Raw genomic sequence first — 21,671 nt, 5'->3', positions numbered from 1 at the left:
CCGCCTGCGCCCACGGCCGCTCGTGTCCTACAGCAGCGCCTGGAGCAGGATGTCGTCACCGTGGCGTTCGAAGGCGAGGTCCTTCACCGCCAGGGCCTGGGCCATCTCCTTCACTCCCAGGTCGCCGGCCCACGACAGGCCCGGGCTGCCAATCAGCTTGGGCGCCAGGAACAGCGCCAGCGAATCCGCCAGGTGCCCACGCAGGAAGGAGCCGTACATCTCCGCGCCGCCCTCCACCATGACGTGGTTGTGGCCGCCCTTCGCCAGCCGCCGCAGCAGGGCCTTGAGGTCCACCTGTCCCGCCTTCTCGCGGAGCTGCCAGACGTCCACGCCCTGGGCCAGGAAGCGCCGCGCCTTGCGGCCCTCCGGGTCCTCCAGCGTGGCCACCACGGTGCGCGCGGGGCTGCGCTGCGTGAAGATGGTGTAGCCCGGGGACAGGCGCAGGTGGCTGTCCACCACCACGCGCAGCGGGTCCTTCCCACCGCCTCCGGGCAGCCGCGTGGTCAGCTTCGGGTCGTCCTTCCGGACGGTGTTGGCGCCCACCAGGATGACGTCCACCGAGTCCCGCAGCCGGTGGACCCAGGCGCGCGCCGGCGCCCCCGTCACCCAGCGCGAGTCACCGGTCGCGGTGGCCAGCTTCCCGTCCAGCGTCACCGCCGCCTTGAGCGTCACCCAGGGCAGGCCCGTGCGGATCATCTTGAAGAAGGGCCGGTTGAGGCGGTCCGCATCCTCCGCGAGCACACCCGTGAGGACCTTGAGGCCGGCGCGCCGCATCCGCGCCACCCCCTTACCACTCACCTTCGGGTTGGGGTCCGCCGACGCGCAGATGACGCGCCGGACGCCCGCCTCGATGATGGCCATGCTGCACGGCGGGGTACGCCCGTAGTGGTCACACGGCTCCAGCGTGGTGTAGAGGTCCGCGCCCTTGGCGCGCGCACCGGCCGCCTCCAGCGCGACGACCTCCGCGTGCGCGCTGCCCGCCTTCTTGTGGTAGCCGCGAGCGATGATGCGCCCGCCCTTCACCAGCACCGCGCCCACGACGGGGTTGGGGCTGGTGCGGCCCAGGCCCTTGGCGGCTTCCTCCAGCGCGATGCGCATGAAGAACTCAGCCACCGCCCGGTCGAAATCCGCCGCTCGCTTCGCCCGGGGCGCCCGTGTCGCTTCCAACCTTGCCCGTGTCAACAGCCGCATGTGCTTTCTCTAACCGCCCTTGTCCACCGGTGCCGAGGGAGGCGCCTGGCGCTGCTCGCGCGCCTCCGCCTCGCGCAGGGCCTTCAGCTCGTCCATGAACTCCGCGATGTCGCGGAAGCTGCGGTACACGGACGCGAAGCGGACATAGGCCACCTCGTCCAGCTGCCGCAGCCGGCGCATGATCTCCTCGCCGATGACGGACGAGGGCACTTCCTTCTCGCCCATGCCCTGCAGCTGCCGCTCGATGGCGACCACCGTCTCCTCGAGCTGATCCGCGGACACGGGCCGCTTCTCACACGCCTTCTTCAGCCCGTTGACGATCTTCTCCCGGTCGAACGCCTCGCGCCGCCCATCCTTCTTCACGATGAGCGGGTAGAGCTCCTCCACCCGCTCATACGTGGTGAAGCGGCGCTTGCAGGTCAGGCACTCGCGGCGCCGCCGGATGACGGAGCCCTCGTGTGACTCACGGGAGTCGATGACCTTGTTCTCGGCGTCCTGACAGAAGGGGCAGCGCATGGAAGGGTACGGCCCGCCAATCTACTTCAACCGCGAGGCGTAGAGCGGGAACCCCTGCGAAAGCTCCTTCACCTGCCCCTTGATGCGGGCCAGCGCGGCGTCGTCCTGCGCGGCGTCCAGCGCCTCGCCGATGAGCCGCCCCACCACCGCCATCTCCGCCTCGCGCATGCCGCGCGTGGTGATGGCCGGCGTGCCCACCCGGACGCCGGACGTGGTCATCGGCTTCTCCGGGTCGAACGGAATCATGTTCTTGTTCACGGTGATGCCGGCCTTGTCCAGCACCTCTTCGGCCACCTTGCCCGTGAGCTTCTTGGGGCGCAGGTCCACCAGCATCAGGTGGTTGTCCGTGCCACCGGACGTCAGCCGCAGGCCCGCGCGCTGGAGCGCCTCCGCCAGCGCCTTCGCGTTGGCGACAATCTGCCGCTGGTACGCCTTGAACTCCGGCGACAGGGCCTCCTTGAAGGCCACCGCCTTGCCGGCGATGACGTGCATCAGCGGGCCGCCCTGGATGCCGGGGAAGATCTGGCTGTTGATGGCCTTGGCGTAGGGCTCGCGGCTCAGCACCAGGCCGCCCCGCGGACCGCGCAGCGTCTTGTGCGTGGTGCTGGTGACGATGTCCGCCACCGGCACCGGCGAGGGGTGCACGCCCGCGGCCACCAGGCCGGCGATGTGCGCCATGTCCACCAGCATCGCAGCGCCCACCGCGTCGGCGATCTCACGGAACTTCGCGAAGTCCAGCGTGCGAGGGTACGCGCTGGCGCCCACGACGATGACCTTCGGCTTGTGCTCCTTGGCCAGCGACTCCACCTGCGCGAAGTCGATGGTCTCCGTGTCACGCGTCAGGCCGTAGTGGACGACCTTGTAGAGCTTGCCGGAGAAGTTGAACGTGGCGCCGTGGGTGAGGTGGCCGCCGGAGTTGAGGTCCAGCGACAGCATGGTGTCGCCCGGCTTCATCAGCGCCATGAAGGCGCCCATGTTGGCCTGGCTGCCGGAGTGCGCCTGCACGTTGACCGCGTCCGCGCCGAACAGGTCCTTGGCGCGGGCGATGGCCAGGTTCTCCGCGACGTCCACCACCTCGCAGCCGCCGTAGTAGCGCTTGCCGGGGTAGCCTTCCGCGTACTTGTTGGTGAGCACCGAGCCCACCGCCTCCATCACCGCCGGAGAGACGAAGTTCTCCGAAGCGATGAGCTCCAGCCCTTCCTCCTGGCGCTGGGTCTCCTCGCGGAGGACGCGGGCAATCTCCGGGTCCACTTCGGCCAGCGTACGGATGTTCTCCATGGCGGACTCCCTCGAACGACGGGTACGGCGGGGCCGTTAGCCCTGGGACTCGGCCTCGCGAATCATCTGGACGCGCCGCTCGTGGCGGCCGCCTTCGAAAGCAGTGCTGAGGAACGCCTCCAGGATGGCGCGGCCCACGCCGGCCCCCACCACGCGCTGGCCCAGGCACAGCACGTTGGCGTCATTGTGGGCCCGGGCCATCCGGGCCTCGAACTCCGTGGTGCACAGGGCCGCCCGGATGCCCTTGTGCTTGTTGGCGACGATGCTCATGCCAATGCCGGTGCCACACACCAGCACGCCCAGGGTGGCCTCCCCGGACGCCACGGCGCGGGACACCCGCGCGGCGAAGTCCGGATAGTCCACCGAGTCCCGCGTGACGGGACCCACGTCTTCGTGGGCCACGCCCCGCGCGGTGAGCGCGGCCACCAGCTCCTGCCGGAGCTCCAGGCCCGCGTGGTCTGAAGCGAGGATGACTTTCACGCGGGTTTCTCCTGAGACGGCTAGAAGCGCTTGAACACCAGCACGGCGTTGGTGCCGCCGAAGCCAAACGAGTTGCTCATCACCGCGTCCACCCGGACCTCACGCGCCTGGTTGGGCACGTAGTCCAGGTCGCAGTCCGGATCAGGCGTGGTCTGGTTGATGGTGGGCGGCAGGATGTTGCGTGCCAGCGCCAGCGCGCTGACCACGCCCTCGAAGCCACCCGCCGCGCCGAGCATGTGGCCCGTCATCGACTTGGTCGACGACACGGCGAGCTTCCGCGCGTGGTCGCCGAACACCGTCTTGATGGCCTTCGTCTCGTTCGCGTCGTTGAACGGCGTCGAGGTGCCGTGAGCGTTGATGTAGCCCACGTCCTCCGGGTTCATCCCCGCGGACTGGAGCGCCAGCCGCATGCAGCGCGCCGCGCCCTCGCCCTCCGGCGCCGGCTGGGTGACGTGGTACGCGTCCGAGTTGGCACCGTACCCCACCACCTCCGCCAGGATGTTGGCGCCGCGCTTCTTCGCGGCCTCCATCTCCTCCAGCACCAGGATGCCCGCGCCCTCGCCCATGACGAAGCCGTCACGGTCCTTGTCGAAGGGACGGCTGGCCCCGGCCGGATCATCATTGCGCGTGGACAGCGCCTTCATCACCGAGAAGCCACCCAGCCCCAGCGGGGTGATGGCCGCCTCGGCGCCGCCGGCGATGACCGCGTCCGTCTCACCCAGGCGGATGGACTTCCAGGCCTCGCCAATGGCGTGGGCACTGGTGGCGCACGCGGACACCGGCGCCCAGTTCGGCCCCTTGCAGTTGTACCGCATGGAGATGAGGCCCGGCGCCATGTTGATGATCATCTGGATGATGAAGAAGGGCGACAACCGGTCGAACCCCTTCTCCAACCCCTTGCGGTGCTGCTCTTCCAGCGAAGAGATACCGCCGATGCCCGAGCCGACGATGACGCCGACCTTCTCCGGCATGTAGCCGTGCGGCGCATCCGGGCCAATGGGAATGCCCGACTCCGTCACGGCCATCTGCGCGGCGGCCAACGCGAACTGCGCATACAGGTCCATCCGGCGCACTTCGCGCTTTTCGATGAACGCCTCGGGCTCGAAGTCCTTCACCTCGCCCGCGATGCGCGTGTCGATTTTGCCAACGTCAAAGCGCGTGACCTGGGCAATACCCGACTTGCCGGCGATCAACGCCTGCCAGTTCTTCTCGGTTCCGGTTCCCAGAGCCGAAACAAGCCCGGTTCCGGTGACGACGACTCGACGTTGTGACACGGTCCTCTCCGGTGGCGCCTGGGACACCGGGGACGCCGCGCATCACGCGGCGCCGCCCCGCACCCCGGCACGCCGTGGTGCTGCCTACTTCTTGTGGGTGTTGATGTAGCTGACGGCGTCGTTGACGGTCTTGATGTTCTCCGCCTCTTCGTCGGGAATCTCGACCTCGAACTCCTCTTCCATCGCCATGACGAGCTCCACGATGTCGAGGCTGTCCGCGCCCAGGTCCTCGATGAAGGAGGACTCCGGCTTGATCTCATCCTCTCCGACACCGAGCTGGTCGGCGATGATGGACTTGACCTTGGCCTCAATGGTTGACGTCGACATAAGTGTAGAACCCTCCAGGAACCAGATGTGGCCCGGCTGGCTTCCCGGACCATGTCGAAAGCGGGCGCGGTATATCCCACGCCCGGCGGCAATCCAACCGTGGGTTACATGTACATTCCGCCGTTGACCTTCAGGACCTCGCCGGTGATGTAGGACGCGGCGTCCCCCGCCAGGAAGAGCACGGCACCGGCGACCTCCTCCGGATTGCCCAGCCGCCCCAGGGGGATGCCCTCCAGCATCTTCTGGCGCATCTCGTCATTGATCTGATGCGTCATGTCCGTCCCGATGAAGCCGGGGGACACGGCGTTGACGCGGATGTTCCGGCTGGACAGCTCGCGCGCCACGGACTTGGTCAGGCCGATGAGCCCCGCCTTGGACGCCGAGTAGGCCGCCTGACCGCCGTTGCCCATCTCCCCCACCACGGAGGTGATGTTGATGATGGCGCCGCCCTTCTGCTTCATCATGGGCCGGCTGACGGCGCGGATGAGGGAGAAGGCGCCCTTGAGGTTGGTGTCCAACTGCTTGTCCCAGTCCTCGTCCTTCACCCGCATCACCAGGCCGTCCACCGCGACGCCCGCGTTGTTGACGAGCACGTCCAGCCGGCCGTGGCTCTTGACGATGCCGTCCACGGCGCTGGCGCAGGCGGCGCTGTCGGACACGTCGAAGCGGATGGCCTCCGCCTTGGCGCCCTCCGCCTGGAGCAGGGCCACCGTCTCCTGGGCCGCCGCCTCGTTGCCCGCATAGCTGATGACCACGGTGGAGGCCCCCGCCTTGGCGAAGGCCACCGCGCACGCCCGGCCGATGCCGCGCGAGCCACCCGTCACGAGCACGACCTTGTCCTTGAAGCCGCTCATGGTGCCACCCCCAGTGCCGCGAGCGCCTTGTCCAGGCTCGCGGAGTCCTCGACGTTGAACAGCTCGATGTCCTTGGTGATGCGCTTGACCAGGCCCACCAGCACCTTGCCCGGCCCCAGCTCGATGATGCGGGTGACGCCTTCGGCCTTCAGCGCCTCCACGCACTCAATCCAGCGCACCGGCGAGCTCACCTGCTCCAGGAGCAACGGCACCACGCGGGACGCGTCCGCGTTGGGACGGGCCTCCACGTTGGTCACCACCGGCACGGACGGCGCGGACACCTGGATGCCGCCCAGCACCTCCGCCAGCCGGGGCTGCACCGGCGCCATCAGCGCGCAGTGGAAGGGCGCGGACACCGGCAGGGGCATCACGCGCTTGGCGCCGGCCTCCTTGCACTTCACCCCGGCGCGCTCCACGGCCGCCGCGTCACCGGCGATGACCGTCTGCTCGGGCGAGTTGTAGTTCGCCGGCGACACCACCTGCCCCTCGGCCGCCGCGTCACAGGCCGCCTTCACCTTCTCCGGAACCAGGCCCAGCACCGCGGCCATGGCGCCCACGCCCGCGGGCACCGCCTCCTGCATGAAGGTGCCGCGCGCGCGCACCGCCCGGACCGCGTCTCCCAGGTCCATGGCGCCCGCCGCCACCAGCGCCGAGTACTCGCCCAGCGAGTGCCCCGCCACGAAGGACGGCGCCGGTCCCCGCTTCGCGAACACCGCGTGCGCCGCCAGCGACACCGTGAGGATGGCCGGCTGGGTGTTGGCCGTGAGCTTCAGCGCCTCGTCCGGACCCTCGAAGCAGAGGGTGGAGAGCTTCTCCCCCAGGGCGGCGTCGACCGCGTCGAACACGGCCCGGGCCTCGGGGAACTTCTCATACAGGTCCTTGCCCATCCCCACGGCCTGGCTGCCTTGCCCGGGGAACACGAACGCGACCTTCGACATGCGGACTCTGCCTCCTCTTCAGCGGCCGGGGCCGCAGGCTTGACGCCCTGTTGCCGTACCTGACCAGGTTGAGCCAGCAATTTCCGCGAGGCGCCCCGCCACCAACCCGAGGCGGCCTGCACGCTCCGGGCGAAGGCTCTAATCGGAAACGCCCGCGTCTGTCGCTCTTTTTCCCTTCGGATGGGTCGGAAGCCACGCCGCCGCGCGCCCGATGCAACGCGTCAACTCCGCCTGCACGCCCCCCTCCGCCATGGCCAGCGCCGCGCCCAGCGCGTTGAAGAGGGCCCGGGGCGTGGAGCGCCCATGCGCGACGATGCCCACCCCCTGGATTCCCAGCAGGGGCGCCCCGCCGTACTCGGCGTAGTCCACCACCCGGCGGAGCCCGGCCAGCGCGGGCTGGAGCAGCATCGCCCCCACCTTCTCCGCCAGCCCGCCGCGCCGCTCGATGGCCTGACGCAGCATGCCAATGACGCCCATGCCCACGCCCTCGGATGTCTTCAGGACGACGTTTCCGGTGAACCCGTCCGTCACCACCACCTGCACCTCGCCGGAGAAGAGGTCCTTGCCCTCCACGTAACCCACGAAGTCCAGATCCGAGCGCCGCAGCAGCCCACTGACCTCCCGGGTGAGCGGCGTCCCCTTGGAGGACTCCTCTCCATTGGAGAGCACGGCCACCCGGGGCCGGGGCACGCCCATGCGCGCGCGCACGTAGGCCTCCCCCATGACGGCGAACTGGGCCAGGTGCGACGGCTTGCAGTCCACGTTGGCGCCCGCATCCAGGAGCAGGCACCGGCCGCCGCCCTTGAGCGCGGGGAAGAGCGCGGCGATGGCGGGGCGCTCCACGCCCGGCAGCCGTCCCAGCGTGAGCAGGCCCCCGGCCATGACGGCGCCGGAGTTGCCCGCCGAGACGAGCGCCTCCGCCCGGCCGTCCCGCACCAGCTCGAAGCCCACCCGGAGGGAGGAGTCCCGCTTGCGGCGGAAGGCGGTCGAGGCGTGCTCGTCCATCTCCACGACTTCAGAGGCATGGTGGACCTGGAGGTTGGACGGAGGCCGCAGCTTGCCCAGCAGGGGCGCCACCTTCGCCTCGTCCCCCACCAGGAGCACCTCATGGCCGGGGTGGGCCCGCGCGAAGAGCACCCCACCCTCCACGGGGGCGGCGGGCGCGTGATCGCCGCCCATGGCATCCAGCACCAGCCTCATCCCCACCCTCTCCTTGCCCGCCCGGCGTCCGGCCGGCTGTCGGTGTCGGTATCCCACCCGCCGGGGGGCGGGCGGCGCGCAGCACAGCAGGAACCCTGCAGGGGGGCAACGACTGGCTGATACGCCCTGGGGCACGGCCGGAAGAATGGCGCCCGCGCCATGGACGTTGTCACCGGGCACCGTCCGGGATAGACGGTGCCCGGGAGATAACGGGCCCTCCCGCGTTGCCGCATTGACTCGGGGGCTTCGAGCCGCTAGGGTCCGCCGCCTTCCGAAGCCGGACATGGAGTACGGGAGCCTTCGTGCGACCGCCCCAGACCGGTTTCGAGCAGAGAGTGTTGCGCACGGAGCCGGGGACCCCGGCACAGCGCGAAAGACATTGGACTCAACCGGTCCGGACCGGCGCGAACGCTCCGGGTCGGGGTCGAATATAGAGGTGAGCCGTGGGTGTCCCCAAGAAGCGTACTTCGAAGATGCGTCGCGACCGCCGCCGTGCGGCCAACAACAACCTGCGGAGCGCCGTGCAGGTGACCAAGTGCCCGAACTGCAAGGAGCCGGTGATGCCTCACCGCGCCTGCACGTCCTGTGGCCAGTACAAGGGCCGGGAAGTGGTCGCTCAGGCCGAGGCCTGACGCACAGTCGCATACAGCGCCCTTCCCGGGCGCTGAGAAACACGACGGGCCGCGTCTCCATCCAGTGGAGGCCGCGGCCCTTGTCGTTCCAGGGCCCCCTCTCACGAGGCGGCCCTGCACTCCAGGCCCACTTCAGTTGTTGAGCTTGATGTTCTTCAGCGGCGCCAGGCGCGGATCCACCGGCCGGGTCTCACAGGTGCAGGCGACGTCGTTGCGGTTCGCGCCGCACTGCGAGCACAGGCCCTTGCAGTCGTCCCGGCACACGGCGTTCATCGGCAGGGCCAACAGGAGCTGCTCCCGGACGATGGGGTCCAGGTTGATGGTCTTCCCGTCGAAGAGTTCCTGATCCGCATCGTTCAGCTCGAAGGAGCCGCCAGACTCACCCTGGCTGCGCTCCTTCTTCTCCATCGCCTTCTCGTCGTCATCCTTGAAGTCGTCGCCCCGAGCCAGGGACTCCGGCACCAGGTTGAGCGTGAACTCCACGGGGACCTTCATGGCCACGTCGGCGAGGCAGCGCTTGCAGGGGCTGGTGACGTCCACCGTGAAGCGCCCCTCCAGCAGCACGCCGCCGCTCAGCTTGCGCAGCGACGCCTTCAACGTCGCCGGGGCCGTGGCTCGGAATCCGGTATCCTCGCCGGAGGCAGCGCCTCCCAGCGTCTCACCGAGCAGCTCGAGATTGACGGGCTCCTCGAGCTTCAGCCCTGCGTCCTTGATTTGATCAACCTTTACGAGCATTTACGCTACTTCCAGGCCAAAAGGGGCGCGCAACATAGAGGGTGGCCCCTCCAGCGTCAACACGCCCTCGTGCAACACCGCCACGAAGATGTCACCGCGCCGTCACCCCCGACGGGCCGGCCTTCGTGGATTCTCTCGATAACGTTTTGATAGGTTCGAATCGATGCACGCACATGGCTGGCGGTTGCGCGGGTGGGCCCTCATCCTGGTGCTGGGCCTGGGTGCCCGACCGGGCTGGAGCCGGCCCCTCTTCCCTGAGCCTGTTCTCTCGCAGCTCGGCCCGGCCAGCCCGGCCATCACCGAGGCCCGCGAGCAGTTCGACCAGGGCGAATTCGAAGACGCACGTCGCACCCTCCTGGAAGGCCTGGATGCGCCGGACCTGACGGATGATCAGCTGGTGGAGATGTACCGCCTGCTGGGCCTCACGGCCCTCTACCTGGGGGACGAGCCCCAGGCGCGCGACGCCTACGAGAAGCTGCTCCAGGCCCGGCCGGACTACGAGCTCCCCCGCAGCTCCCCGCCCAAGCTGCGCGCCCTCTACGCGCGCATCCGCGAGGACATCAAGAGCCGGCGCGTCCGCCCCGTCACCCTGGACGTGGACCCCATCCCTGATCCACCGGGTGGCGAGCCCGTCGTCGTGGAGGCCTCCATCCAGGACCTGGCGCTGGGCGCCCGCGCGCGCCTCTTCTACCGGCGCGCCGGTGACGAGGCCTACAGCTCGGTGGACTTCGCGCGTGAGCGAGGCCCCGACGGCCGCCCCCTCGAGCGCTACCGCGCGGTGTTGCCGGCCTACGAGGTGCCCACCGAGGCCGAAGCCTACGAGATGGAGTACTACTTCGAGGTCGCGGACGCGGCGCAGCGCCGGCTCGCGGGCCGGGGAGACTCCTTCCAGCCGCTCATCTTCCAGGTGGCGCCCCGGGCCGTGCGCGCCGGCGCCGCCGCCGACCCGTCCTCCCGTCCCTGGTACAAGAGCCCCTGGCTCTGGGTGGGCGTGGGCGCGGTGGCCATTGGCGCCACCGCCGGCGTCGTGGCGCTGACCTCCGGCGAAGAGCGGGGCCGCGTTCCCATCACCATCCGCGTGGAGCCCCCCGCCCCATGAGCCAGCGCCTCCTGTCCCCGCTGTTGCTGCTCGGCCTTCTCGGTGCGTGCGGCCCTAACGCCGAGCCCGCGGGCCGCTTTCCGCTCGCCCTGACGATGGAGCGCGCGGTGGCCAACGATGTCCAGGCCCTGCAGGTGGCCGTGGTGTCGCGGGGCTCCAGCCGCAGTTGTACCGAGATTCAGCGCACGTGCCTGGGTACCCAGGTACGGCGTGACGACCTGGTGGTGCTCAAGGACGCCCAGGGGCGCGAGGGCAGGGCCCTCCGCTTCCCCGTGGACCTGGCGACCCTCCAGTCGGGAGGAAGCCTGGAGCTGGCGGTGGACGTGCCAGTGGGCCGAGATTACGCGCTCGTCATCGAGGCGATCACCACGGGGACCCCGCCCGGCTTCCTGGGGAGTTCCTGCAACTACCTCCGTGAGGTCAACGCGGGCGACAACGCCCCGGTGATTGCCGCGCCCCTGACGCTGACCGGTGGAGATTGCAATCCGTCCATCGCGCCCTGAGCGCGGAGGGACTCGAGAGGGCTTCATGTCGCGCATCCTGATTATCGAGGACGAGCAGGACCTGGCGGGTCTCGTCGAGTACAACCTGCGGGCCGCGGGCTTCGAGACGGAGACGGCGAGCACCGGCGCGAGCGGGCTCGCCAAGGCGCGCGCGCATCCGCCAGACCTGGTGCTGCTGGACCTGATGCTGCCGGACGTGGCGGGCAGCGAGGTGCTGCGCATGCTCAAGACGGACACCGAGCTGCGCAAGGCGTCCGTCATCATCGTCAGCGCGAAGGGCCAGGAGTCCGACCGGGTGCAGGGCCTGGAACTGGGCGCGGACGACTACGTGGTGAAGCCCTTCTCCGTCCGCGAGCTCCTCCTGCGCGTCAAGGCCGTGCTGCGCCGCGCGGACGCGGAGGACGGGCCCTCCGCGGTGCTCGCCTCCGGCGACATCAGCCTGGACACCACCCGCCACCAGGTGCGCGTGAAGGGCGAGGAAGTGCTCCTCACCGCGCTGGAGTTCCGCCTGCTGCGCACGCTGCTGGAGCGCTCGGACCGGGTGCAGACGCGCGAGGTGCTGCTGTCGGACGTCTGGGGCATCCAGGCGGAGATCCACACCCGCACCGTGGACACGCACATCAAGCGGCTGCGCGAGAAGCTGGGCCCCGCCGGGGACATCATCGAGACGGTGCGCGGCGTGGGCTACAAGCTCAGCCCTCCGTGAAACCGCCCCGCCCATGCCCCTGCGCGCCACACTCCTTCCGCTCCTGCTGCCCGCCGTCGTCGTCGCGACGCTCGTCGCCCTTCTCGACGGGCCGAAGGAGGTCTTCGCCGCGGCGCTCGTCGCGCTCGCCGGCTCCCTCATGTCCCTGGGCGTGAGCCGCGGAACGCTGCAGCGGCAGCTCGACCTGCTGGCCCGCCACACCCGGGAGCGCGCCGAGGGCGCCCCCCCCGCCGCTCCTGGCGTCCCCGAGCGGCTGGACGAGGTGGCCGGGCTCGAAGGCGCCATCGACTCGCTGCACGCCCAGCTGTCCGCGCGCAACGCGGCGCTCACGCAGGAGGCGCGCACCCTCACCGCCGTGCTGGACGGCATGACGGAAGGCGTCTGGGTGACGGACGCGGAGGGCACGGTGGTGCGCCACAACGACGCGCTCCGGCCCCTGCTGGCGTCCACGAGCAGCCCGCTCACCGGCCAGCGCCCCCTGGCCCTCATCCGGAACGAGGCGCTGCACGACGCCGTGATGCGCGCCTGCCGGGAGAGCGCATCCAGCCACCTGGAGCTCACGCTGGACGGCCACTTCCCGCGCACGCTCTCCATCCGGGTGACGCCGCTGGCCAAGGATTTGCCGGGCAGCGCCGCCGTCTTCCACGACGTCACCGAGCTGCGCCGGCTGGAGAAGGTGCGCAAGGACTTCGTGGCCAACGTGTCGCACGAGCTGCGCACGCCCATCACCGCCATCCGCGGCTACGCGGAGACGCTCCAGGGCGGCGCCCTCAATGACCCCGTCATGGCGCCGAAGATGGTGGAAATCATCCACCGCCAGTCCGAACGCCTGTCCGAACTGGTGGAGGACCTGCTGGAGCTGTCCCGCCTGGAGTCGCGCGAGGTGAGCCTGAAGCTCGCCCGCGTCACCCTGGCCGACGCCGCCGCCCGCGCCGCCGACACCGTGCGCCCCAAGGCCGGGGGCAAGGGCCAGGCGGTTTCACTCCATGTCCCCCCAGATCTACTCGCGGTGGGGGACCCCCGGGCCGTGGAGCAGGTGCTGCTCAACCTGCTGGACAACGCGGTGAAGTACACGCCCGCGGGTGGCCGGGTGGATGTTTACGGTGCGTGCGAGCAAGGCCGCTGCGTGGTGCGGGTGAAGGACACGGGGGTGGGCATCGAGCCCAAGCACCAGTCGCGCATCTTCGAGCGCTTCTACCGGGTGGACAAGGGCCGCAGCCGGGACATGGGCGGTACCGGACTGGGGCTCGCCATCGTCAAGCACCTGCTCCAGGCCATGGACGGCGAGGTCAAGGTGGAGAGCGAACCCAACGAGGGGAGCACCTTCACCATTTTTCTGCCCCTGGCGGCTTCATCGAGCGCGGCGACAGGGTAGGATGGAGTGACCATGCGGGTCGCCATCCTCGCGGACATCCACGGCAATCTTCCTGCCTGCGAGGCCGTCCTCGAGGACATCGCCCGCTCTGTAGCGCCCGACTACATCGTCGCGGCCGGAGACCTGGCGCTGCGTGGCGCCCATCCCCGGGAGACGGTGGACCTGCTCTTCGACCGGTGTGACTCCGTCCTGATGGGCAACACCGACTGCTACCTGGCGGGCAACTACCTGGGCGGCGCCTACCGGGAGAAGGACCACTGGAAGACGGAGCTGCTGCGCTGGACGCGGGACCAGCTGGGCGGCGCGCTGCTGGAGAAACTGGGCGCCCTGCCCTTCTCCGTGCGCTACACGCCGCGCAAGGGACAGGACCTCTTCGTCTGCCACGCCAACCCGCGCAACCTCGAGGAGTCGCTGGACCCCACGCTGGATGACGTCGCGGTGCGCCGCTTCTTCAGCCACCTGGACGCGGCGGCCTGCGCCTTCGGGCACCTGCACTTCCCCTACCGCCGCCGCGTGGGCCGCATGCTCATCGCGGACGTGGCCAGCGCGGGCATCCCCCGGGACGGAGACCTGCGCCCCGCCTACGGCGTCTTCACCTTCACGCCCAAGGGCTGGCGGGTGCAGATTCGCCGGGTGCGCTACCCGGTGCGTAAGGCCACCCAGGCCCTCACCGCGCGCCGCGTCCCCGGCGGACCGCTCCTGGTCCACAAGCTGGTGGAGGCGCGCTATCGCCACCACAACGCGCTGATGGAGGCCGCGCGGCGCCACTCCGGCCTGCCACCGCCGGGCCCGGTGCTCCGCCCGCCGCCAGGGGCCGCCTCGCGCGCCGCGGCCACGCCCATGGACAGTCGTCCCTCCCCGGAGGTCGACCCCGCCTCGTTGCCCACGGACCTGGACGGAACCGTGACGGGCGCGGCGCCGCTGCCCCTGGACGCGCTCAACGATTTCGAAGGGTAGACGTTGTCGCCAGTCCGTTGCTTGCGTGGGGACGCCCGGAGTGATTCACGGCGCTCACCATGTCTGCACGCGAGCTGCCGCTGCTGTTCATCCGCCACGCCGTCGCGGAGGACTCTCACGTCCTGGGCGATGAAGCGCGCGCCCTCACCCCGGAAGGCCGCGCGGCCTTCCGCCACCACGCACGCAAGCTGGCACGCCTCACGCCACTGCGCGGCATCATCACCAGTCCGCTGGTGCGCGCCGTCCAGACGGCGGAGCTGCTCGCCGAGGCCTTCGGCGTGTCCGGCGTGGAGGTCCACCCCGCCCTGCTGCCCCAGCGCGGCGCGCACAAGCGCATCGTCGACCTGGGCCGCGAGCGCGGCGCGGGCTGGGCCCTGGTGGGCCACAACCCCTCGCTGGAGCGCGCGGCCATTCGCGCCCTGGAGCATGAGCTGCCGGACAAGCTGCGCAAGGGCGCGGCGCTGGCGCTCCATCCCCTGAAGAACGGCGGCTTCACGCTCGCGTGGTGGGCCACGCCGGGCAAGCCCGTGAAGCGCCCCGGCGACCTGCGCTGACGCGCCTCAGTGCGCCGCGCCCAACAGGAAGGACAGGACGAGCATGGCCAGCACCGTGGCGGTGATTCCCACGTAGAGCCGGTCCTTCTGCTGGCGGAAGATGAGCAGCGACAGGGCCACCCGCATCACCGGCACGGCCATCATCACCAGCAGTCCCGCCATGACGAACGCCTGGCCCCGGGCGGCCAGCGCCCCCGCCACGACGTCCCTCAGGGTGTGCGGCACCGGGTGCGGCGAGGTGAGGCGCAGCAACGCCTCGGAAGAGACGAGGTAGTCCGGATGACGGAAGAAGGTCACCACGGTGCCCAGCGTCACCAACGCCAGGCTGGCGGCCACGCCGTACCGCAGCAAGTCACTGATGAGCTGCTCCGGATGGAGCAGCGAAGCGTCCTCGCCGTCCTGCACCGCCGCGGCGGCGGCCTCGGGGCTTCGCGGCTCTGGATTCGGTGCCTCGCTCATGACGCCCACCCCTTGCGCAGCATCTCGAAGGCCACCCACAGCAGCACGCCCACGAAGAGCGCGCGCAGCCACGTGCTGTTCACCCGGGCCATGAGGTGGCGCGAGCCCAGCCACGCGCCCAGCGTGACGCCCACGCACACCGGCCCCGCGATGAACGGGTCGATGTTGCCGCGCGCGAAGTAGACGCCCGCGCTGGCCGCCGCCGTCACGCCAATCATGAAGTTGCTGGTGGCCGTGGACACCTTCAGCGGCAGCCGCATGGCCAGGTCCATGGCCGGCACCTTGAGCGCGCCCGAGCCGATGCCCAGCATGCCGCTCACCGTGCCCGCCACGTACATCAGCCCCAGTCCCGCCAGTGGCCGCGTGACGCGGTAGGACACCTCGCGGCCCTGCGACTCATCCCAGTAGCTGCCGTGCAGCGCCAGCCGGTCCGCCAGCGCGTCCGCGGGCACCGGCGCCTCGGCGCTCGCCCGCATCCGCCGCAGCATCACCAGCGCCGACCACGCCATGACGCCGCCAAAGACGAGGTACACGCCGCGCCCACCCACCAGCCCGGACATGTACGCGCCGCTGAGCGCGCCCGCGGTGGTCGCCAGCTCCAGGAACATGGCCACGCGGGTGTTGGCCATCCGGTCGCGCACGTAGGCCGCCGCCGCGCCGCTGGACGTGGCGATGACGGAGACGATGGACGCCCCCACCGCGTACTGGATGTCCACTTTCAGGAGCAACGTGAGCACGGGAATCAGGATGAGCCCGCCGCCAATCCCCAGCAGCGAACCCAACAGTCCCGCACCCACGGAAAACCCCAGGACGACGAGCATGAAGAGGAAGGGAGTCATCGAAGCTGCTCCCCATCCTCTCCCCCTCACCGGCCTTTGGCCACCAGGAGAATGGCTCGATTCGAGCCGCTCCCCTGGTTGCCTGCTTCCACCGGGCTACTGCGCGCTGGCCACCACCGCGATGCGCTGAGCACCGTTGCCGTTGGCGAGCGCGCCGGGGGCGTGGGTGTCCGCGCCCAGCTCGCGCAGCAGGGCTTCGCCCACCAGTTCGTCCATGGGGATGAAGCGGCCCAGCAACGGGCGCCAGGCGTGGACCTGCGCGGTGGCGATGTCGAACCACCAGCCGTGCAGCCGCAGGGTGCCCGCGTCGAGGCGCTCCTTCACCCACGGATAGGTGGAGATGTGCTCTATCTGCACCAGCACGTTGTTCTGGGACAGGCGATCGTAATCCGACCGGCCCTCACCCAGCGTCGGGTTCGCCTCCATCCGCTGGAGCGCGTCCTTGCCGTGCTCGAGCCAGCCCTTGAGGTTCGGGTTCTCAGGACCCACGCCGCCAGCGAGGATGGCCTTCATCGCGCCGCAATTCGAGTGGCCGCACACGACGATGTCCTCCACCGGCAGGTTGCGGAGCGAGAACTCCAGCGCGGCCGCCTCGGACTGGTCGCCCGTGGACTGCCCTTTCGAATCCGACGGCGCCACCATGTTGCCGACGTTGCGGACCACGAACAGGTCGCCCGGGTCCGTGGACACGAGCAGGTTGGGCACCACGCGGCTGTCCGCGCAGGCGATGAAGAGGCAGTCCGGCTTCTGCTCCTGCGCCAGCAACGCGAACTTCTCCCGGTAGCTGGAACGGGCGTTGAGCTGAAAGTCCAACAGACCGCGAATGAGCTTCCTCACTGCGCACCTCCAGAGACAAGCGAGTTGTGATTGGGACCGTCAACGACCACGGGGCTGCTCGGCTTCACCGTGCCCTTGCGGCTCCAGACGTCTTCGAGCGACTCGGCGAACACCGAGCCACCCGTCTTGCGATGCGTGTCACACCAGCTCTCCAGGGCTTCGTGCCCGGAGTGGTCCAGCGTCTGCACGGCCAGGTCCAGCTCCACCTTGGAGCCCGACGGAACCTGCGCCAGCGCGGTGGACAGCTTGGGGACGCCGACGAACGTCAGCGCGCCCGAGATTCGTACCTGATAGGACGCATGCGCCTGCTGGTGCACGTCGACCTTGATGCGGCCCAGGTGCCACAGCAGGCGCAGCACCGCGAACGCCAGGCCCATGCCGATACCGGCCAGCAGGTTGACGCCCACCACGCCGGCCACCGTCACCAGATACACGGCCAGCTCCCCACGCTTCTGGAGCTCACGGATGTGGTGCACGTTCACCAGCTTGGCGCCGACGAAGACGAGCAGACCCGCTAGCACGGTGAGGGGGACGAGCCCCGCCACCGAGCCGAGCAACGTGATGAACAGGAGCAGCCACACGCCGTGCAGCGTGCCCGACAGCCGCGTCTTCGCGCCGGCGGTGATGTTGGTGGCGCTGCGGACGATGACGCCGGTGATGGGCAGGCCACCCGCCAGACCCGAAATCGTGTTCGCCAGCCCCTGGCCGAAGAGCTCGCGGTCCAGGTTCGCACGGGGGCCCGTGTGCATCTTGTCCGTGGCCACCGCGCTCAAGAGCGACTCCGCGCTCGCGACCAGCGCCAGCGACAGCACCGCCGTGCCGAAGGTGACCCAGTCGCCCTTGGGGAAGGTGGGCAGCTGGATGCTGGAGAAGATGTTCTCCGGCAGGTCCACCCGGGCCACATCGGCGCCCATGAAGGTCGCCGCCGCGGTGGCGCTCACCACGGCCACGAGCGGACCGGGAACCTTCTTCAACTTTCCGGGAACGAACTGCCACGCCACCATCAAGCCGATGGTCAGCAGGCCCAGCAGCGTCGCGGCGCCATGAAGGTCCGCAATCTGCCCCGGCAGCTCCTTCACGTTCTGCCACGCGCTCGACTGCGGCGCGCCGCCCATCACGATGTGGACCTGCCCCAGGACGATGAGGATGCCGATGCCGGCCATCATCCCGTGGATGACGGCGGGAGAGATGGCGAGCGCGCCGCGCGCCACCTTCAACCCACCGAGAATCATCTGCACCACGCCCGCGGCGGCCACCGCCGCGCACGTCATCGCCAGGCCCATCTGCTGGATGAAGCCAAACACCATGACCGCAAGGCCCGCCGCGGGACCGCTCACCTGGAGGGGCACGCCTCCAAAGAGCCCCACCACGATGCCGCCAATCACACCCGCGATGAGCCCGCTGACGATGGGCGCGCCTGAAGCCAGCGCGATTCCCATACACAACGGCAACGCCACCAGGAACACCACCAGGGAAGCAGGCAGGTCCGTGGCCAGCGCCTTCCAGGGGGAAGCAACGCCCTCAGGACTCTTCGAAGTCGACATCACACCTCCACACAAGTCGCCGCGACTGCCGCGTGCGCTGGTTCACGTGGAGGCCCTCCGCAAAGAGCGTGCCGTCCGCCTTTCGACAGGCTCAGAGGGAACGCAAGGTGATTGCGGTCGGGAATATGAAAACGATTTTAAGTCCCGAATCCAGACTTAAAAATCCTTGAGGCCGCCGACCTCAAGAATCTTGAAGCGCCCTCGCCTACTCCTCCTCAAGCCGGCGGAGGAAGGTGGGATAGGAGAGCCCCAGCACCCGGGCGGCCTCCATCCGGCGCCCATCCAAGCGGGCGAGGACGTGCCGGACGTACAACCGCTCCACGTCCTGCAAGGGGCGCGGAGCCCCGGAGACGACGAACGCGTCGGGGTCCACCTCGGGCGGGCCGCTGGTGCCCTGCGGCTCCAGGGAGGCGAGCTCCAGTTCGGGTCCGGCCTCCAGCACCAGGGCCCGTTCGAGCACGTTGCGCAGCTCACGGACGTTGCCGGGGAACGGGTAGCGCTCCAGCCGGGCGCGCGCGGCGCTGGAGAAGCTCACAGTCCGGCGCCCCAGCTCGGCGCCCAGCTCCGCCACCAGGGACTGTGCCAAAGGCAACAGGTCCTCGCGGCGCTCGCGCAGCGGCGGAATGTCCACCCGGAAGACGCTCAGGCGGAAGTAGAGGTCCTCGCGGAAGCGGCCCTCGGCCACCTCCTTGGTCAGGTCGCGGTTGGTGGCCGTCACCACGCGCGCGCTGCTGCTCAGCTCGGCGGTGCCGCCCAGGCGGCGGAAGGCGCCCTTGTCCAGGAAGGTGAGCAGCTTCGCCTGGAGCTGCAGCGGCAACTCGCCCACCTCGTCCAGGAAGAGCACGCCGCCCGCGGCCACCTCCACCAGGCCGCGGCGGGCGGTTCGCGCGTCGGTGAAGGCGCCGCGCTCGTGGCCGAAGAGTTCACTTTCCACCATGGTGGCGGGCAGCGCGGCGCAGTTGACGTGGACGAACGAGCCCTGCCCGCCTTGCAGCGCGTGCAGGTGGCGCGCAATCACCTCCTTGCCCACGCCCGTCTCGCCCAGCAGCAGCACCGGGCTGCGCGGCGCCTTGGCGATGCGCTCCAGCATCTGCAGCGCGGCGAGCATCTTCGGCGAGTGCGGACGCGACAGGCGCCGCCGTCCGCCCAGCTCGCTCTCCGCCAGCCGCAGCCGCTCCTGGAGCTGCAGGTCCGCGACGGCGCGGCGGGCGCGCAGCACCAGGTCATCCAGCTCCACCGGCTTGGACAGGTAGTCGCGCGCGCCCGCCTGGATGGCCTCCACCGCGCTGGCGATGTCGCCGTGCGCCGTCACCATCAACACGGGCGTGTCCGGAAGCTGGGCGCGCAGCTCCGGCAGGATGTCGATGCCGTCCCCGTCCGGCAGGCGCCGGTCCAACACCACCAGGTCCGGCGCCTCGCGGGACATGGCCCCACGCGCGTCATGGAGTGAATGCGCCAGCGTGACGCGGAAGCCCTCGTGTCGCAGCACGGAGGCCGCCAGCGAGGCGAAGGTCCGGTCGTCATCGACCAGCAACAGATAGGTGCTCATCGGGCCACCTCCAACGGAAGGCGCAGCGTGAAGCGGCTTCCCAGCGGACTCCGGACATAGTTCAGACTGCCACCATGGGCCTCCACGGAGGCACGCGCCATGGGCAGCCCCAGCCCCACGCCCTTGGCCCGCCCGGTGGCGAAAGGCTCCCACAACCTGGGCTCGAGACGCGGATCCACGCCGCCCGCATTGTCCTCCACCACGAGCACGGCGTCATGTTCCTCCCGCGTCAGACGCACGCTGACCCACGGTGCCAACTGCATCCCTGTGTCCTTCGCCACCGCGCCCGCCTCCACCGCGTTGCGCAACACGTTGTCGATGGCGGACACCAGCAGCGCGGCATCCCCCTGGACCATCAGGGACTCCTCCAGGGACGTGGTCAGTGCCACGGCCTCTGACTCCGGCAGCAGCTTCACGCCCTGGAGCGCGTCCTTCACCAGCAGGTGCACCTCGCAGCGGCGGCGCAGCGCTGCACGAGGCGCCCCGAAGGACAGCAGCGAGCGCGCCAGATGGCTCAGGCGCTCCACCTGCGAGCGCAGCGCGCCCACGGGCAGCTCGCTGCCCGCGGGGGTATGCCGGAGCACGGACAGCGCGGCCTGGATGCCGTTGAGGGCGTTCTTCACCTCATGCGCGATGAGCGAGGCCGCGGTCCCCAGCGCGGCCATGGTCTCCTGGCGTCGCAGCCGCTCCTCGGCCGCCAGCAGCGACCGGTAGGAGTGCCGCAGCAGGAGGATGAAGATGATGAGCGTGCTGCTCAGCAGGGCGATGTGGAACGCCAGCTGCCGCAGGAAGCGCGCCCGGAGGCCCGCGGTGGCCGTCTCCTCCTCCAGGACGACCAACAGCAGGTCGCTCTTCCCCACCCACGCGCCCGCGCCCATCATGTGCTTGTCATCCAGCGTCAGCGGACCCGGCATGTTCGCCAGCGCGCGCAGCCGCCCCGTGATGTCCCCGGCGCCCAGCTTGAACCCCACCGGCATCAGGATCTGCCCCTGGTCATCCATCAACACCAGTGACGTCTGCGCGGTGGGCCGCGTGGGCAGCGCGCTGGCGCGGAGCTCTCCCAGCAGCACGCCCTTGAAGCGGCCGTCCTGGAACATGGGGACGGCGACCACGATGGGCCCCCCCTCCCCTTCCAGCAGGTCGATTTCCGGCTGGCGGCCCTCCACCATCCGGCGGAACCAGGGCCGCTGCGTCAGCGGCGAGCGCCCCAGCGGCATGTCCGGAGGGTCGCTCCAGACGCGCTCGCCCTCGGGCGTCAGCAGGGCCACGCCCTCCGAGAAGAGGGACGAATGGTAGAAGGCACTCTCCAGCAGGGCCAGCTCCGCCGGAGAGGCGCCGTCCTCGGGAGACAGCGCCGGGTGCCCGGCCACGCGGGCCAGCTCCGCCTCCAACAGCCCCAGGTGGACGCCCAGCGCCTCCGACTGCACCTGCGCCTGGTTGAGCAGCCGGCTCAGCAGCTCCTCGCGCGCGTTGCGCACGTCCTCCACGTAGCCCAGCACGGGGCTCGTCAGCGCCACCAGCCCCACCAGCCCCAGACCGACGAGCGCGGAGCGTCCCCCGCGCCGCTGCGCGTGGGCCAGCTCGCCCGGCGTGGGGGTCAGCGTCGGGAGTGGAGGTGGCGTCGGCGGCAGGTGGGCGGAAGTCATGACAGAGCTCCCTGGGGTTTACCCCGGCGCGGAAGCACCTTCACGCGCAATCAGGCCACCGGGCTGGGGGCCCGCCCGCTGGAGGGCCGGCCATCGCCCCGGGGCGCCCGCTCCCGCGCGTGTTCCCGCCATGACGAAGTTGTTGCACATGCGTCACACGTTCGGAAAAGGGGGCGCG

23 protein-coding genes are annotated in these 21,671 nt (G+C 70.1%); 7 read left to right on the top strand and 16 right to left on the bottom strand.

Translation table 11 applies throughout. The annotated features are described in order from the left end of the window. Nucleotides 1–27 precede the first annotated feature (27 nt). The 9 genes from ribD to plsX all read right to left on the bottom strand — a co-directional run bounded on the left by ribD (nucleotide 28) and on the right by plsX (nucleotide 8,058). Entirely contained in the window at nucleotides 28–1,191 is a 1,164-nt protein-coding gene (ribD, locus tag FMP39_RS15585) for a bifunctional diaminohydroxyphosphoribosylaminopyrimidine deaminase/5-amino-6-(5-phosphoribosylamino)uracil reductase RibD (protein ID WP_141590856.1), read from the bottom strand. Between the two features lie 9 nt (nucleotides 1,192–1,200). Further along, a complete protein-coding gene (gene nrdR / locus FMP39_RS15580) occupies nucleotides 1,201–1,707 on the bottom strand; it encodes a transcriptional regulator NrdR (protein ID WP_011554752.1) in 507 nt (168 codons plus the stop codon). 21 nt (nucleotides 1,708–1,728) lie between these two features. Further along, complete coding sequence (gene glyA, locus FMP39_RS15575; RefSeq protein ID WP_011554753.1) at nucleotides 1,729–2,985, bottom strand: serine hydroxymethyltransferase; 1,257 nt, start codon at nucleotides 2,983–2,985, stop codon at nucleotides 1,729–1,731. 36 nt (nucleotides 2,986–3,021) lie between these two features. Then, nucleotides 3,022–3,465, bottom strand: coding sequence for a ribose 5-phosphate isomerase B (gene rpiB, locus FMP39_RS15570; RefSeq protein WP_090495521.1), 444 nt, complete (start codon nucleotides 3,463–3,465; stop codon nucleotides 3,022–3,024). A gap of 20 nt (nucleotides 3,466–3,485) precedes the next feature. Further along, nucleotides 3,486–4,739 carry a beta-ketoacyl-ACP synthase II gene (gene fabF / locus FMP39_RS15565; RefSeq protein WP_141590854.1) on the bottom strand — a complete coding sequence of 418 codons (1,254 nt, stop codon included), beginning with the start codon at nucleotides 4,737–4,739 and terminating at the stop codon, nucleotides 3,486–3,488. Nucleotides 4,740–4,823: 84 nt separating this feature from the next. Then, complete coding sequence (gene acpP / locus FMP39_RS15560; RefSeq protein ID WP_011554756.1) at nucleotides 4,824–5,066, bottom strand: acyl carrier protein; 243 nt, start codon at nucleotides 5,064–5,066, stop codon at nucleotides 4,824–4,826. Between the two features lie 104 nt (nucleotides 5,067–5,170). Beyond that, the gene (fabG, locus tag FMP39_RS15555; protein ID WP_141590852.1) at nucleotides 5,171–5,920 is read right to left on the bottom strand and encodes a 3-oxoacyl-[acyl-carrier-protein] reductase; all 750 of its coding nucleotides are present in this window, start codon (nucleotides 5,918–5,920) and stop codon (nucleotides 5,171–5,173) included. After that, nucleotides 5,917–6,858, bottom strand: coding sequence for an ACP S-malonyltransferase (gene fabD, locus FMP39_RS15550; protein WP_090495524.1), 942 nt, complete (start codon nucleotides 6,856–6,858; stop codon nucleotides 5,917–5,919). The genes fabG and fabD overlap by 4 nt, the downstream gene beginning before the upstream one ends. A 138-nt stretch (nucleotides 6,859–6,996) precedes the next feature. Beyond that, nucleotides 6,997–8,058: a phosphate acyltransferase PlsX gene (gene plsX, locus FMP39_RS15545; RefSeq protein WP_141590850.1), complete on the bottom strand. Its 1,062-nt coding sequence runs from the start codon at nucleotides 8,056–8,058 to the stop codon at nucleotides 6,997–6,999. 443 nt (nucleotides 8,059–8,501) lie between these two features. On the opposite strand from plsX, the gene rpmF reads away from it, so the two are divergent. After that, nucleotides 8,502–8,690, top strand: a complete 189-nt coding sequence (gene rpmF, locus FMP39_RS15540) for a 50S ribosomal protein L32 (protein WP_011554760.1) — start codon at nucleotides 8,502–8,504, stop codon at nucleotides 8,688–8,690. Between the two features lie 132 nt (nucleotides 8,691–8,822). Here rpmF and FMP39_RS15535 read toward each other — a convergent pair whose 3' ends face one another. Beyond that, complete coding sequence (locus tag FMP39_RS15535; protein ID WP_141590848.1) at nucleotides 8,823–9,425, bottom strand: DUF177 domain-containing protein; 603 nt, start codon at nucleotides 9,423–9,425, stop codon at nucleotides 8,823–8,825. A 163-nt stretch (nucleotides 9,426–9,588) separates the two neighbouring features. On the opposite strand from FMP39_RS15535, the gene FMP39_RS15530 reads away from it, so the two are divergent. The 6 genes from FMP39_RS15530 to FMP39_RS15505 are packed head-to-tail and all read left to right on the top strand — an operon-like array spanning nucleotide 9,589 to nucleotide 14,619. Further along, on the top strand, nucleotides 9,589–10,524 hold the full coding sequence (locus FMP39_RS15530) for a lipopolysaccharide assembly protein LapB (protein ID WP_141590846.1): 936 nt from the start codon (nucleotides 9,589–9,591) through the stop codon (nucleotides 10,522–10,524). Further along, complete coding sequence (locus tag FMP39_RS15525; RefSeq protein ID WP_141590844.1) at nucleotides 10,521–11,027, top strand: hypothetical protein; 507 nt, start codon at nucleotides 10,521–10,523, stop codon at nucleotides 11,025–11,027. Before FMP39_RS15530 ends, FMP39_RS15525 begins: the two co-directional genes overlap by 4 nt. 25 nt (nucleotides 11,028–11,052) lie before the next feature. Continuing rightward, nucleotides 11,053–11,733, top strand: coding sequence for a response regulator (locus tag FMP39_RS15520; RefSeq protein ID WP_141590843.1), 681 nt, complete (start codon nucleotides 11,053–11,055; stop codon nucleotides 11,731–11,733). Between the two features lie 13 nt (nucleotides 11,734–11,746). Further along, the gene (locus FMP39_RS15515) at nucleotides 11,747–13,108 is read left to right on the top strand and encodes a cell wall metabolism sensor histidine kinase WalK (RefSeq protein WP_141590842.1); all 1,362 of its coding nucleotides are present in this window, start codon (nucleotides 11,747–11,749) and stop codon (nucleotides 13,106–13,108) included. A 12-nt stretch (nucleotides 13,109–13,120) separates the two neighbouring features. Further along, a complete protein-coding gene (locus tag FMP39_RS15510) occupies nucleotides 13,121–14,065 on the top strand; it encodes a metallophosphoesterase (RefSeq protein ID WP_140793614.1) in 945 nt (314 codons plus the stop codon). A gap of 59 nt (nucleotides 14,066–14,124) precedes the next feature. Continuing rightward, complete coding sequence (locus tag FMP39_RS15505; RefSeq protein ID WP_011554767.1) at nucleotides 14,125–14,619, top strand: histidine phosphatase family protein; 495 nt, start codon at nucleotides 14,125–14,127, stop codon at nucleotides 14,617–14,619. Between the two features lie 6 nt (nucleotides 14,620–14,625). Here FMP39_RS15505 and FMP39_RS15500 read toward each other — a convergent pair whose 3' ends face one another. The 6 genes from FMP39_RS15500 to FMP39_RS15475 all read right to left on the bottom strand — a co-directional run bounded on the left by FMP39_RS15500 (nucleotide 14,626) and on the right by FMP39_RS15475 (nucleotide 21,493). Beyond that, nucleotides 14,626–15,078 (bottom strand): DUF1634 domain-containing protein, encoded by a 453-nt coding sequence (locus tag FMP39_RS15500; RefSeq protein ID WP_194858413.1) that lies wholly within the window; start codon nucleotides 15,076–15,078, stop codon nucleotides 14,626–14,628. Next, nucleotides 15,075–15,917 carry a sulfite exporter TauE/SafE family protein gene (locus tag FMP39_RS15495; protein ID WP_141590838.1) on the bottom strand — a complete coding sequence of 281 codons (843 nt, stop codon included), beginning with the start codon at nucleotides 15,915–15,917 and terminating at the stop codon, nucleotides 15,075–15,077. Before FMP39_RS15495 ends, FMP39_RS15500 begins: the two co-directional genes overlap by 4 nt. 96 nt (nucleotides 15,918–16,013) lie before the next feature. Next, nucleotides 16,014–16,754, bottom strand: coding sequence for a carbonic anhydrase (locus tag FMP39_RS15490; RefSeq protein ID WP_141590836.1), 741 nt, complete (start codon nucleotides 16,752–16,754; stop codon nucleotides 16,014–16,016). Beyond that, the gene (locus FMP39_RS15485; protein WP_141590834.1) at nucleotides 16,751–18,298 is read right to left on the bottom strand and encodes a SulP family inorganic anion transporter; all 1,548 of its coding nucleotides are present in this window, start codon (nucleotides 18,296–18,298) and stop codon (nucleotides 16,751–16,753) included. Before FMP39_RS15485 ends, FMP39_RS15490 begins: the two co-directional genes overlap by 4 nt. Before the next feature lie 205 nt (nucleotides 18,299–18,503). Beyond that, nucleotides 18,504–19,847 (bottom strand): sigma-54 dependent transcriptional regulator, encoded by a 1,344-nt coding sequence (locus FMP39_RS15480; RefSeq protein ID WP_141590832.1) that lies wholly within the window; start codon nucleotides 19,845–19,847, stop codon nucleotides 18,504–18,506. Next, nucleotides 19,844–21,493 carry a PAS domain-containing sensor histidine kinase gene (locus FMP39_RS15475; RefSeq protein ID WP_141590830.1) on the bottom strand — a complete coding sequence of 550 codons (1,650 nt, stop codon included), beginning with the start codon at nucleotides 21,491–21,493 and terminating at the stop codon, nucleotides 19,844–19,846. Before FMP39_RS15475 ends, FMP39_RS15480 begins: the two co-directional genes overlap by 4 nt. Nucleotides 21,494–21,671 lie beyond the last annotated feature (178 nt).

It is taken from the genome of Myxococcus sp. AB056 (assembly GCF_006547365.1).
Classification (GTDB): Bacteria; Myxococcota; Myxococcia; order Myxococcales; family Myxococcaceae; genus Myxococcus; species Myxococcus virescens.
This window is presented reverse-complemented; position numbering and strand designations above follow the sequence as displayed.